At 61.1% G+C, this 12,534-nt stretch carries 14 protein-coding genes; 3 read left to right on the top strand and 11 right to left on the bottom strand.

Annotated features, from left to right (window positions below):
• Nucleotides 1-85: 85 nt before the first annotated feature.
• The gene (locus tag RHSP_RS19550) at nucleotides 86-481 is read right to left on the bottom strand and encodes a hypothetical protein (protein WP_004121477.1); all 396 of its coding nucleotides are present in this window, start codon (nucleotides 479-481) and stop codon (nucleotides 86-88) included.
• 216 nt (nucleotides 482-697) lie between these two features.
• Here RHSP_RS19550 and RHSP_RS19545 point away from each other — a divergent pair, with 216 nt between their 5' ends.
• Nucleotides 698-2,209, top strand: a complete 1,512-nt coding sequence (locus tag RHSP_RS19545) for a helicase HerA-like C-terminal domain-containing protein (protein ID WP_037153093.1) — start codon at nucleotides 698-700, stop codon at nucleotides 2,207-2,209.
• Between the two features lie 138 nt (nucleotides 2,210-2,347).
• Here RHSP_RS19545 and RHSP_RS19540 read toward each other — a convergent pair whose 3' ends face one another.
• Both RHSP_RS19540 and RHSP_RS19535 read right to left on the bottom strand, forming a co-directional pair.
• Nucleotides 2,348-3,124 carry a VOC family protein gene (locus RHSP_RS19540; protein WP_004121473.1) on the bottom strand — a complete coding sequence of 259 codons (777 nt, stop codon included), beginning with the start codon at nucleotides 3,122-3,124 and terminating at the stop codon, nucleotides 2,348-2,350.
• Nucleotides 3,125-3,339: 215 nt separating this feature from the next.
• The gene (locus tag RHSP_RS19535) at nucleotides 3,340-4,065 is read right to left on the bottom strand and encodes a DUF899 domain-containing protein (RefSeq protein ID WP_004121472.1); all 726 of its coding nucleotides are present in this window, start codon (nucleotides 4,063-4,065) and stop codon (nucleotides 3,340-3,342) included.
• A 71-nt stretch (nucleotides 4,066-4,136) separates the two neighbouring features.
• Between RHSP_RS19535 and RHSP_RS19530 the strand changes: the two genes are divergently transcribed.
• Nucleotides 4,137-4,583, top strand: a complete 447-nt coding sequence (locus RHSP_RS19530) for a MarR family winged helix-turn-helix transcriptional regulator (protein ID WP_004121469.1) — start codon at nucleotides 4,137-4,139, stop codon at nucleotides 4,581-4,583.
• Here the strand turns inward: RHSP_RS19530 and RHSP_RS19525 are convergent.
• The 3 genes from RHSP_RS19525 to RHSP_RS19515 all read right to left on the bottom strand — a co-directional run bounded on the left by RHSP_RS19525 (nucleotide 4,570) and on the right by RHSP_RS19515 (nucleotide 6,229).
• The gene (locus RHSP_RS19525) at nucleotides 4,570-5,340 is read right to left on the bottom strand and encodes an RES family NAD+ phosphorylase (RefSeq protein WP_037153090.1); all 771 of its coding nucleotides are present in this window, start codon (nucleotides 5,338-5,340) and stop codon (nucleotides 4,570-4,572) included. The two genes, RHSP_RS19530 and RHSP_RS19525, sit on opposite strands and share 14 nt — an antisense overlap.
• Nucleotides 5,300-5,683 carry an MbcA/ParS/Xre antitoxin family protein gene (locus RHSP_RS19520; RefSeq protein WP_004121464.1) on the bottom strand — a complete coding sequence of 128 codons (384 nt, stop codon included), beginning with the start codon at nucleotides 5,681-5,683 and terminating at the stop codon, nucleotides 5,300-5,302. The genes RHSP_RS19525 and RHSP_RS19520 overlap by 41 nt, the downstream gene beginning before the upstream one ends.
• A gap of 123 nt (nucleotides 5,684-5,806) precedes the next feature.
• Nucleotides 5,807-6,229 carry an organic hydroperoxide resistance protein gene (locus RHSP_RS19515; protein WP_004121460.1) on the bottom strand — a complete coding sequence of 141 codons (423 nt, stop codon included), beginning with the start codon at nucleotides 6,227-6,229 and terminating at the stop codon, nucleotides 5,807-5,809.
• Between the two features lie 133 nt (nucleotides 6,230-6,362).
• Here RHSP_RS19515 and RHSP_RS19510 point away from each other — a divergent pair, with 133 nt between their 5' ends.
• On the top strand, nucleotides 6,363-6,827 hold the full coding sequence (locus RHSP_RS19510; protein WP_004121458.1) for a MarR family winged helix-turn-helix transcriptional regulator: 465 nt from the start codon (nucleotides 6,363-6,365) through the stop codon (nucleotides 6,825-6,827).
• Nucleotides 6,828-6,924: 97 nt separating this feature from the next.
• Here the strand turns inward: RHSP_RS19510 and RHSP_RS19505 are convergent, their stop codons facing one another.
• The 5 genes from RHSP_RS19505 to RHSP_RS19485 all read right to left on the bottom strand — a co-directional run bounded on the left by RHSP_RS19505 (nucleotide 6,925) and on the right by RHSP_RS19485 (nucleotide 12,515).
• Nucleotides 6,925-7,656, bottom strand: a complete 732-nt coding sequence (locus RHSP_RS19505; RefSeq protein ID WP_004121455.1) for a L,D-transpeptidase — start codon at nucleotides 7,654-7,656, stop codon at nucleotides 6,925-6,927.
• A 162-nt stretch (nucleotides 7,657-7,818) separates the two neighbouring features.
• The gene (locus RHSP_RS19500) at nucleotides 7,819-8,625 is read right to left on the bottom strand and encodes a L,D-transpeptidase (RefSeq protein WP_081615339.1); all 807 of its coding nucleotides are present in this window, start codon (nucleotides 8,623-8,625) and stop codon (nucleotides 7,819-7,821) included.
• A gap of 172 nt (nucleotides 8,626-8,797) precedes the next feature.
• On the bottom strand, nucleotides 8,798-9,778 hold the full coding sequence (locus RHSP_RS19495; protein WP_037153087.1) for an alpha/beta hydrolase family protein: 981 nt from the start codon (nucleotides 9,776-9,778) through the stop codon (nucleotides 8,798-8,800).
• An 89-nt stretch (nucleotides 9,779-9,867) separates the two neighbouring features.
• Nucleotides 9,868-11,505, bottom strand: a complete 1,638-nt coding sequence (locus RHSP_RS19490; protein ID WP_004121438.1) for a cisplatin damage response ATP-dependent DNA ligase — start codon at nucleotides 11,503-11,505, stop codon at nucleotides 9,868-9,870.
• Entirely contained in the window at nucleotides 11,505-12,515 is a 1,011-nt protein-coding gene (locus tag RHSP_RS19485) for a ligase-associated DNA damage response exonuclease (RefSeq protein ID WP_004121433.1), read from the bottom strand. Before RHSP_RS19485 ends, RHSP_RS19490 begins: the two co-directional genes overlap by 1 nt.
• Nucleotides 12,516-12,534: the final 19 nt, after the last annotated feature.

Below are 12,534 nucleotides of genomic sequence, written 5' to 3'. Positions count from 1 at the left end.
GGTGTCTATGAGCGCCGGTCCTTCATACCAACAAAAAGCCCCACGGCATCACCGCGGGGCTTTTTACTATCGGCGGTAATACCGATTAGATGAACTGGCTCAAGCCTGGAACGGAATTCACGACTTCGTCGACGACTTCGTTGCCGGCATATTGGCGGGCGGTCGCGACCGTTTCCTTTGCAAGCGAGGTAATGTCGCCCATGCCGAGGCCGGTGCTCATCAGCTGCTGGCCGAGGCCCATGATGCCGCCGCCGGCGCCGACCGCGTTCAACAGACCGCCGAGAAGGCCGCCGCCCGAACCCTGATCGCCGCCATATTGCGCGACCAGATCGGTTGCGCCGGGAAAGGCTTCAATCATCTTGGTCACGGGGCCATCCGGAGCCTCGCGCTGCAGGAAGCTGAGAATCATGCCGACGGCCTTCTCCGCGAGGTCGGGAGCGATGCCGGCTTTGGTCGCGATCTGGTCAATAACTTCGTTCACTGTGGCCTCCTGCCTTTACGACGTTAACGTCAACGTAACTGAATGCGGCAACCGACACAAGCCGCGCCGGAGGCCGCCATTCTACCAGAAGCGGAACCCAACGCGAATGGTTGTCCCTCTTCATGCGAGTTCTTATAACAGTGTCAGGACAAATCGATGAATGGCCCTGGCAGCTTGCAAAAGCTGCTGTGCCGCCGCCCAAAGGGAGACGACACCATGCCGCAGCAGGATGGACAGATTTTCGTCGGCGCGAGCCGCAATCCGGATGAAAGCATCAACAAGGACGAGTTCCTGACGCTGAAATTCGGCAACCGCCACGGCCTCGTCACTGGCGCCACAGGCACCGGCAAGACGGTGACCTTGCAGGTGCTGGCGGAAGGATTTTCCAAGGCTGGCGTGCCTGTCTTCTGCGCCGACATCAAGGGCGATCTCTCCGGCATCGCCGTCAAGGGCGAGGCCAAGGATTTCCTGCTCAAGCGCGCCGAGGAAATCGGCCTGTCGCCCTATGAATTCGATCAGTTTCCGGTCATCTTCTGGGATCTTTACGGCGAAAAGGGCCATCGCGTGCGCACCACCATCGCCGAGATGGGGCCGCTGCTGCTGGCACGGCTGATGGACGCCTCGGAGGCGCAGGAAGGCGTGCTCAACATCGCCTTCAAGATCGCCGACGAAAACGGTCTGGCGCTGCTCGACCTCAAGGATCTGCAGGCGCTGCTGAACTATATGGGCGACAATGCCAGCGAGCTTTCCAGCAAATACGGCCTGATCTCGAAATCCTCCGTCGGCTCGATCCAGCGTGCGATGCTTGTCCTGGAGCAGCAGGGTGCCGAAAACTTCTTCGGCGAGCCGGCTCTGAAGATTTCCGACATCATGCGGGTCGGCAATGACGGCTACGGGCAGGTTTCGGTGCTTGCAGCCGACAAGCTGATGATGAACCCGCGCCTCTATGCCACCTTCCTGCTGTGGCTGCTGTCCGAACTGTTCGAAGAACTGCCCGAGGTCGGCGATCCGGAGAAGCCGAGGCTGGTCTTCTTCTTCGATGAAGCGCATTTGCTCTTCAACGATGCGCCGAAGGTGCTGGTCGAGCGTGTCGAACAGGTGGTGCGTCTGATCCGCTCCAAGGGCGTCGGCGTCTATTTCGTCACCCAGAACCCGCTCGATGTACCGGAAACGGTGTTGGCGCAGCTCGGCAACCGCGTGCAGCATGCCTTGCGCGCCTATACGCCGCGCGAGCAGAAGGCGGTGCAGACGGCGGCCTCGACCTTCCGGCCCAACTCCACTTTCGATTGCGCCACCGTCATCACGACGCTCGGCACCGGCGAGGCGCTGGTTTCGATGCTCGAAGGCAAGGGCGCACCATCGGTCGTCGAGCGCACGCTGATCCGACCGCCATCGGGCCGCATCGGTCCGGTGACCGATGTCGAGCGCCGGGCGATCATCCATGCCAGCCCCGTCGCCGGCATCTATGACGAGACGATCGATCGCGAATCGGCCTACGAGATCCTGACGGAGCGCGCGCGCAAGGCGGCCGCGCCGCAGAATGAAAGCGCGGGTGACGGCTGGACGCTGCCGGGCTTTGGCGGCGACAGCAACAAATCCTCCGGCCGCCGCTCCGGCTATCAGCGCGAGACGATCATGGAAGCTGCGTTGAAGAGCGTCGCGCGCACGGTCGCCACACAGGTCGGCCGTGCGCTGGTCCGAGGCATTCTCGGCAGCCTGAAGCGGTAGAAGATTACCCTCCCCTTGAGGGGGAGGGTCGGAGCGAAGCTCCGGGGTGGGGTGATCCGCGGCAACTTCTGCAGGTCCGAATGTCACCCCCACCCGCCGCTTTGCGGCGACCTCCCCCCTCAAGGGGGAGGTGCCATTTTAACGCACCGGCGCGACCAGCGAGAAGAACGCACCCTGGGGATCGGTGGCCTGGACGATCCAGCTGCCGCCGGGGACCTCCATCGGGCCGTTGACGATCTTGCCGCCGCCCTCGGTGATACGGGCGATCGCCGCATCGATCGCGGGGACATTGATGTAGAAATTCCAGGCCGGCACCGGCATTTCCGCCGGCTTGGTCATGATGCCGCCGAAGTCGCGGTCGCCGATCTTGAAGATCTTGTACGTGCCCATCGGCCCCATGTCGAAATCGGAACTCGATTCCCAGCCGAACATCTCGCAATAGAAGTCGAAGGCCTTCGGGCCGTCGCCGGCGTAGAGTTCGTGCCAGCCGAAATAGCCGGGAGTGGCAGGAGCCGCCGGCTCCCAATTCTGACCCGGCAGCGGCGTGAAGAGGCAGAAGGCAGCGCCATAGGGATCGGTGACGACGGAGAACCGGCCGACGCCCGGAATGTCCGTCGGTTCACGATAGATCTTGCCGCCTTTGCCGGCGACGGTCTTGGTCGCTTCGTCGACATTGGGAACACCGATATAGCCGGTCCAGCAGGGCGGCGTGCCCATGGCCTTCGCCTCTTCCGGCAGTATCATCAATCCGGCAACGGGGCCTGCGCCGGCACTGAACAGCGTATAGTCCATGCCGACATCAGGCATGCCGGCATCCGCCGCATCCCAGCCCACGACCTTGGTATAGAAAGCTTCGGCCGCCTTCATGTCTGACGTCATCAGCTCGTACCAGACAAAATATCCCTTCTCAGCCATCGTATCTCTCCCCATTGTGATAGTTGCACTGTCCGTCTCGTCCCGAGCCGGCTATCGGCGCAGGCGCATCATGACCCATGAAAGTGACGGCCAAACGATGGTCGATCGATTGATCCGTCCGTCTTCGGCAAACACGCGCTAGGTACTATCTAGGCGGCAAGAGCGTTGTTTCGACCCCCGCTTCCTACAACTTGCACCAGGCCGCCCATTATACATCAATGGCAGCAGGAATCTGCCTGGGGCGCATCCTCATATTCGTCATGACGACGAACAAAATTCATCGTGCTGCTTTCGTTGCGTCCCTTGGGGGCTCGATCGAGGATCATCAGCGTGCCGATCAACTCCTCAGGCCCGCGGGCATAGCTCGAATAGGTATGGAAGACATTGCCGGCCTCATCCTTGTAGAAGGCGCTGAGACCCGGAAGCTCGTCAAATCCCTCGGCTGCATCCATCGGTGTAAAGTTGTAGAAAACCTTTTCGCCGGCAAGCTGCTCCTTCGAGAAGGAGACATGATAGTCGAAATTGAAGTCGTTGGCGAAGGAGGACACCCAAGGGAAACACCAGCCCATGCGCTTCTTGTAGGCCTCCACCTTTTCCAGCGGCGCGCGGGAAACGGCAACCAGGGTAACATCATGATGGTTGAGGTGCGGAAGCGCCCCATCGAAGTGATCGGCAAGGAAGGAGCAGCCGGTGCATCCGGCATCCCAATCGGGGCCGAGCATGAAATGATAAATGATCAGCTGGCTGCGGCCATCGAAGAGATCAGCGAGCCTCTTCTTGCCGTCCGGCGTGTCGAAAACATAGTCTTTATCGACCTTTACCCAGGGCAAGGCCAAGCGTTCCGCATTGACGCGATCGCGAAGATGCGTTGCCTCTTTCTCGCTGGCGAGCAGTTGGCGGCGGGCCTCCAGCCACACCTCCCTGGAAACGACCTGGTTCATTGTCCGCGCCCTCCTCCGGCGTTTTCATTCCCAAATCTTGACAAATATATTGATATCAATATTAATGAATCATGTCAAACGCGGTCGAAATCCCCTTTGAAACCACGCTATTAGTGCGCGACACCTGCCTTTGTCTGCATGTGCAGCGAGCGGCACGCGCCTTGGCCCGCCGCTTCGATGAGGCGCTGCGGCCGTTCGGGCTTACCAACGGCCAGTTCTCCCTGATGATGTCGCTGAACAGGCAGGCGCCGGCATCCATGGGGTCGGTCACCGCACTCCTGGCAATAGACCAGACGACGCTGACGGCGGCGTTGAAGCCGCTGGAACGGCGGGGATGGGTCAGCATCATGCCCAATCCGAACGATCGGCGCGCGCGCCTGCTCAGCCTCACGCCATCGGGAAAGGCAGCGCTCGCCGCCGCCGTGCCGGTCTGGAAGACGACACATGCAGCGCTTGAGGAACGGCTGCCCGACGGCGATGGCAATCGCCTGCGCAGCGATCTTGCTACTCTGCTCTGAATTGCGGCTCCGAGAGCCGGGGATCACCGTCGAAATCCTGCCGTTCGAAACCGATCCGCCGCCGGGGGAACTCGCATAGCGCCTGCACACCCACGCGCGAAAGCCGGATACGCCATGTCTGGCGCTCCACAGGTTCCCGCGCCGAGAAAGCCTTGGCCGTGAGCAGCGCGATATTCCTGCCACCCTGAGGATCGCGCACGGAGCGATAGAGAATGGCCTCGATGCCGCCGGTCCGCGCCGCCTCCGCAAGCGACTGGCAGGCCTCATAGCTGACGGGATCCGCCCAGTGCTGCCGGTCGCGATCCAAGGGAGGCGCAGTCAGATCGATCGCCGCCTTCGTGGTGATCGCCGCTGTGAAGGCAGTGTATTCCGCCGCATTGGCGGGGAGAGGCGTATCGGGAGAATCGTGGAAAAAAAGCAGCCGATAGAAGCTCATTTCGGCGAGGGCCGTTTCCACCTGCTCGGAGGCATAGAAGACGCCGAGCGTTCGGCCGGCGCGACGGAAACGCGAACCGTGCGGATAAATCGCCCCATAACGAAAGGGCGTCGCCAGCAGATAGTCGAGCCCGACGCATTCCGGCGGCAGGACCGGCTTGCTTTCCTCCAGAATGCTTTCGAGGAGAGCCTGTTCCTCCAGCGTATCCACGAGCTTCAGCGTCGAAACCTGATGCTGCGATTCGACTAGCCGCCAGTAGCAGCCGGAAATGGCCCTCGCCTCAGATGAGAGCGCGGCGGGCGTCCAGATAGGCAATGACATCGGTCAAACCGGAAATCGAGGTGATTTTGTCGATGGGTGCTGCGCCGAAGGCGATATTGCCGTTGCGCAGCCATTGGCGCGCCACAGCCTCATCACCGCCGACGATGGCATCGAGCGAACGGAAAAGACGAACGAGAAGCACAGCCAGCTCGAACGGCTTACTTTCGCGCTCGAGCAGATGATCCTGCCGCTTCATGCGCGAAATGGTTGCCTCGGATACACCGATGACGGCCGCGAGGATGCGGGCATTCAACCCCAACCGTTCGGCGGCATTGACGACAGCCTTGGTGATGACGAGCGCTTCGCCGGGCTTTGCCCGATCAATTGTCTGGGCATTTATCATGACTATTTCCTTTCCCAAGAAAAGATATAGCATTTTTCTTGCAAAAGAAAAGGAGCGACCGATGAAACCTGCCGCTCCTTTTCAATATATCCGGCCTTAACTTTACCGGCCGTTCATTTCGTCTCAGACAACCGTGAATGCCACTTCGGTCGAGGTGCGCATGGCGTGGCTGTAGGGGCACACGATATGTGCGGCGGCGGCGAGCTTTTCAGCCTCGGCCTTGTCCAGACCGGGGATGTGAACAGCCAGGGACACTTCGATGCCGAAGCCGGTGCCGTCTGCGCGCGGGCCGATACCGACCGTCGCCGTGACTTTGGCGTCTTCCGGAATCTTGACCTTCTGCTGGCCCGCGACAAATTTCAAAGCGCCCAGGAAGCAGGCGGAATAGCCGGCGGCAAAGAGCTGTTCCGGATTGGTGCCGGTGGCGCCGTCGCCGCCGAGTTCCTTCGGCACGGTCAGCGTAACGTCAAGAACGCCATTTTCGGAAACTGCATGGCCGGCGCGGCCACCGGTGGCGGAAGCTTTGGTCGTATAGAGAATAGGCATGTCATGTCTCCTTCGGTTTGGATGGCAATTATATATAACACGATTTAATCGCGCGCAATATGTATTTTTTGCAATTTGATTTTGCAAAGTGAATTTGTGACAATGGCGCCAACAAGAAAATGGCGGAGCAGCAATGACGGACAAGGCAGATGGGCGCACCATGATCCCGGATGAGGAAACGCGGCTTGAAAGGCAGCTTTGCTTTGCCGTTTACAGCGCCGCACATGCTTTCAACCGCGCCTACAAACCAATCCTCGATCGCGTCGGCCTCACCTATCCGCAATATCTCGTGATGCTCGTGCTGTGGGAAAAGGGCAGTCTTTCGGTCAAGATTATCGGCGAAAAGCTGGATCTCGACTCAGGGACGCTATCGCCTCTTTTGAAGCGATTGGAGCAGGCAGGTCTGATCGGCCGTGCACGCGACCCGAGGGACGAGCGTCAGGTGATCGTTTCGTTGACGGAAAAGGGGACCGGCATGCAATGCCAGGTCGGCAGCATTATGGATGCCATCGGCCAAGCCACCGGCTGCGACATGATCGAGATAGCCCATTTGCGCAACCAGTTGCAGCGGTTGAAGGCCAATCTGGCCGCCGAGTGAAACCAAGCCTGAGCGCCCTGCTCGGCGCGTAGACGCGGTCAGCAAAAATAAAAGGGCGCCACGTCCGGGCGCCCTGCTACTTCTCGGTGATGCGCTCCTACGACGTCACCAGAATCGGCGCACGTTCGGGCACGCGATCATAGAGATCGATAACATCCTGGTTCAGCAGGCGGACGCAGCCGGAAGAAACGGCCTTGCCGATGGAACGCCAGTCCGGATTGCCGTGCAGACGGTAAAGCGAATCCTGCTTATCCTCGAAAATGTAGAGAGCGCGGGCGCCAAGCGGGTTCTTCAGGCCCGGATCCATGCCGCCATTGGCGATGGAGAACTTGACGAGCTCCGGCTGGCGGGCGACCATTTCATCCGGCGGGTTCCAGCGCGGCCACTTCTTGCGCCATTGGATAACGCCACGGCCCTGCCAGGCAAAGCCCTCGCGACCGACGCCGATGCCGTAACGCATGGCCGTGCCGCCTTGCTCGGTAACGTAGAGCATGCGCTGCGTCGTGTTGACCACCACCGTACCCGGCGCCTCACCCGTGGGATCGACGACGCGCTGACGATAGAAGCGCTGGTCGATCTGCTGATAGGGAACCGGCGGAACATGGAAGCCGCCATCGTCGAGCGCCGCGTAGATTACGGCCGGATCCGGCTGCTCGCCATCATAGCTGGAAAACCAGGTCCGGAAGGGTCTGGGCGAGCCGGTATATTGCACCGGGCTGACAACGGTACCGTTGTCGACCGTGGAGGCACAGCCGGCAAGCGTCGAGACGGCGCCAATGCCGGCAAAGGCGAGGAAATTTCGTCGGGATAGAGATGAAGGAAAGCTCATGTCGACAGCATAGTTCCTGTTGAAGAGGAAGCGAGAACCCGCAACGCATAAGCTGATTCGGCTCCCCGAAAGGTTTGCAGAGACAGAGGTAAAATTAAAGAGCGCAGTTGGACCCGGCTATCGCACTTATGCAACATCACGAAAATTTGTGATGGAATGCCCCTACAAAACGACGATTTCCGTCCTCGCGGGCACTCGGTTGTACAGATCAATCACGTCCTGATTGAGCATACGCACGCAGCCGGACGACGCCGCCCTGCCGATCGACTGCCAATCCGGCGTGCCGTGGACGCGATAAAGCGTATCCCTGCCGTTTTGAAAGATGTAGAGCGCGCGGGCGCCGAGCGGATTGGTCGGCCCCGGATTCATGCCACCGCGTTCGGCGGACAATGGCTTCATCTGCGGTTCGCGGGCGACCATTTCCGCCGGCGGCGTCCAGCGCGGCCATTTCTGCTTCCATTGAATCACGCCCCTGCCATGCCAGGCATAGCCGGCCGCGCCGAGACCGACGCCGTAGCGCATGGCCTTGCCGCCCGGCTCGACGTAATAGAGAAAGTGCTCCCTGGTATCGACGATGATGGTGCCCGGCCGTTCGTTGGTCTTGTAATCCACTTCCTGGCGCAGGAAGCGCGGATCGATGCGCTTGTAGGGGATGGCCGGCAGCGTGAAGTCGTCTTCGCTCTTCTGCGCATACATCGCCTGGTGCACCGGATTGAAGGTCGGCAAGCCATAGGTCTGATGGAACTGCGTGCGGAAGAGATCGCGCGATTTCGGCACGGGCTGCACCGGCAGACGCTGCACCCTTTGCGGGTCGATACCTTCCGGCCGATAGAAGATCGGCGAGGTTTCCTGCACGAACCGATCCGGATCGGTCGCACCGGTATCGGGGATGATGCTGCAGGCGGACAAGGTCGCCAAAGCGGCAGCAGCAAGAAGGTGACGGGAAGCGGGCAGCAGATCGGCCATCATCGGAAACCAGTTGGAACACATGTCGGGTCGGCGACATGATGACCGGCGCGGCTGGAGCGAAGCTGGCGTCGATGGCGAAGATATTGCTCTGATTGGCCAAACGCATGCTTTCCGTCGTGGCATTAGACCTTGCGAGACAGAGGATGGCCGTAGCCGCCAGTCTGACGCCCGGCTAGACCGCCACGCTCTGGAAAAACCGGATGCTCTCCTCGATCTCGCCCGGCAGGGCCGAATTATGGCTGCCCGGCACCGTCGCCATATCCATCTTCACGCCAGCAGCTGTCGCCCGTTTGGCGAGCAGGGCCATGCGCGATTCGAAATGAGCCTCCTCGGTGCCGTGAAACAGCTTTATCGGGCATCGGAAGCTGTGCGCATAGCACAGCGGCGAGCGCATCTGGAATTCGCGCGGGTTCCTGGTGTTGAAACGGATATCCTGCGGATAGCGGCGGAAGAAGGCATAGGCGTCCGGATTGCCAGATATCGGCGCGGCTGCACGGAACCGCTTGGTCGACATGGCGGTCAGCATGGCCAGCGTACCGCCGATGCTATGTCCTGCCAGAAACATGCGCTGCGGGTCGACGCCGGGCAGGTGCCTCAGCCGATTGGATGCCGCCAGAACATCGGCAACCTCATCATAAAAACCGGAGAAATTGCCCTTCTGACCGTTTTCGCCCCTCATCGAGGGGATCATGACAACATAGCCTGCTTCGACATAGGGCTTCATCAGCTGCCAATGTCCCTGGCCGATGGCGTTGCCGCCATGCAGGAAGATGACGGCCGGTTTCAGCGTGCGTTCGCGCGTATGTTTAGAGACCCAGGCGACGAGTTCCAGTTCACCGCCAAGGCCGCTGCGATAGAAAAGCTGATCGGCGGTGGGTGGTGTCGCGAGCGGCTCGTAAATGTCGGGAGCCGGCCCCTTGCTCAGCAGGTCTGTCCGAAACAGACGGCGCTCCTTGCTGTAGTTGCCCGACAGCAGTGGCGGCGCATCCTCGGCCTTTTCCTCCGCCACGGCGTTCTTGCTATCGGCGGGCTTGCTCCCAGCCGTGCTATCATCGGCTGATCTAACGCTGTTCGGCGCGAAAAGCGCCGCAGCAAGGCCGACAAGGACGCCGCGGCGATTAGGACGGAAAGTGCTGTCGTCAGACGTGGTCATAGGCTCAGTCCAGATATCCCGGCGCAGCTTGAGTCTGCACAGGTTGCAAGGCAAGGCCAACTCACATTGTGGTGAGGATTCGCCCTACCTTATTCATCAACAGTGGGAGCCTTCGCGTCAATCAGCGCGATTAAACTTTCCAGTCGATCGGCCTCGTAAGGCGGCTTGTCGGCTCGAAGCCGCGCGATGCGGGGAAAGCGCATGGCCACGCCGGATTTATGGCGGGTGGAGCGGTTGATGCCCTCGAAGGCTACTTCCAGCACAAAGCCGAAATCGCGATCGGCGCGCACGGCCCTCACTGGGCCGAAACGATCGACCGTGTTGTTGCGCACGAACTTGTCGAGCACCTCCAGCTCGGCATCGGTGAAGCCGAAATAGGCCTTACCGACTGGCACGAGCTGCTCACCCTCCGGCGTCGTCGCCCAGACGCCAAAGGTGAAATCGGAATAGTAGCTGGATCGCTTGCCGTGACCGCGCTGCGCATACATCAGCACGGCATCGACATTGTAGGGATCGCGCTTCCACTTGAACCATGGTCCCTTGGCCCGACCGGCAAGATAGGCGCTGTCTCTGCGCTTGATCATCACCCCCTCGATCACCGGATCGGGCGGCGAGGATCGCAGTCGGTCCAGCTCCTCCCAAGAGGTGAAATCGACGAGAGGCGAGAGGTCGAAGCGGTCATGGGGTGCTGCCTCGACAATCTCCGTCAGCCGCGCGCGCCGATCGAGGAAGCCGCGAGCGCGCACATCCTTCGCACCATCGAACAGAAGATCATAGGCGCGGATGAAAGCCGGGAATTCCTCCAGCATCTTTGACGTCACGGTCTTGCGGTTGAGGCGCTGCTGCAGATCGGAAAAGCTGCGCGTCGGGCTGTTGGAGCGGACCGTGCCGCCGATCAGCAGCTCGCCATCCATGACGCCCTCGAAGCTCATCGCATCGACGATGTCGGGAAAGGCGCCGCAGATATCGTCGCCCGAACGGGAATAGAGCTTGCTTGTGGCGCCGGAGCGCGAAAGCTGGACACGGATGCCATCCCACTTCCATTCGGCGGCAAAATCGGTTGGGTCGAGCCCATCGAGATCGCCGGGTTCGACGGGATTGGCGAGCATGACGGAATGGAAGATCGCCGGCGTCGCCAAGATCGGCCGCTCGCCCTTGCCCTCCAGCCAGTGGAACAGGCTTTCATAGGGCGGCTGCAGGCCGTGCCACAGCGTTTCGATCTCGGTCACATCCTTGCCGCCGAGCTCGGCCAGCGCCTGTTTGGCAAGCCGAGCCGAGACGCCGATGCGCAGCGCACCGGTCGCAAGCTTCAGGAAGGCGAAGCGGCCCGACGTATCCAGCCGGTCCAGCAGGTCGCGGACGAAGCTGCGCACCTCGGTCCGCCCGAGCGCATTCATGCGGCGCACGACCTCACCGAGCTTTGGCTGTTCGCCGGCAGGGCGCTCAATGTCGCTTTCCTTGTCCCAAACCAGCGAGATCGTTTCGGCAAGATCGCCGACATAATCATAGGAATAACGGAACAGCACCTCGTCCATGCGCTCGAGAACAAGTTCTCGCAGCATGGCGGGCTTGACGTTGCGTACCTCGAGCGTACCGGCGATGGCGGCCAGACCATAGCCGCGATCGGGATCGGGCGTATCGCGAAAATAGTCGGTCAGCAGCTTCAGCTTGCCGTTGCGGCTCGGCGTCAGCACCAGGCGGTCGAGAAGGTCGGCAAAGGCTTTCATCAATCGCCCTCGTCTTCATAGCCGATGAGATGCAGCGGCTTGGCGGCGATGCCCTGCAGCTCGCACCAGCGCACCAGTGCCTCCTCGCGGCCATGGGTGACCCAGACCTCGCCCGGCTTCAGATCGGAGATCGTCTCGGTCAGCTCGGGCCAGTCGCAATGGTCCGATATGACCAGCGGCAACTCGACGCCAAGCTGCTTGGCGCGCTGGCGCACTATCATCCAGCCCGACGCAAAGGCCGGCAGCGGATCGTGAAAACGTCTCGCCCAGCGGTCCTGGAATGCGGAGGGCGGGCCGACGACGACCGCGCCGTGGAAGATCGATTGATCCCGGCTTTCGATCGTTGCCGGAAGCAACTCGCCGAGCGCGATGTCCTGACTGACATAGTAGTCGCATAGGGTTTGCAGCGCGCCATGAATATAGATCGGCGCGTCATAGCCGGCATCGCGCAGCAGACGGATGACACGCTGGGCCTTGCCGAGCGCATAGGCGCCGACCAGGTGAGTCCGCTCCGGGAATTGGCGCAGCGACGCCAGAAATTTCTGCGTCTCGGCCATGGGATCGGGATGATGAAACACCGGCAAGCCGAAGGTGGCCTCGGTGATGAACACGTCGCAGGGAACTGGCACATAAGGTTCACAGGTCGGGTCCGGCCGGCGCTTGTAATCGCCGGAAACGACGATGCGCAGCCCATCCTTTTCCACGGCGATCTGCGCCGAGCCCAGCACATGGCCCGCAGGGTGGAACTGCACCTTGACGCCGTTGATCGTCACTTCCTCACCGAAGGCAGCCGCCTGTTCGGACCCAGTGAAACCGTCGCCGTAGCGGATGCGCATGATGTCGAGCGTCTGGCGCGTGGCGAGCACATGGGAGTGGCCGGAGCGGGCGTGGTCGGAATGACCATGGGTGACGAGCGCCCGCTCGACCGGCCGCACCGGATCGATGTAGAAGCCGCCGATCGGGCAGAACAATCCTTCAGGCGCGGGATAAAGCAGCTGGTCAGGTCTCATGACTTAGGAGGATAGCGCT

This window comes from Rhizobium freirei PRF 81, from assembly GCF_000359745.1.
Taxonomy (GTDB): domain Bacteria; phylum Pseudomonadota; class Alphaproteobacteria; order Rhizobiales; family Rhizobiaceae; genus Rhizobium; species Rhizobium freirei.
This window is presented reverse-complemented; position numbering and strand designations above follow the sequence as displayed.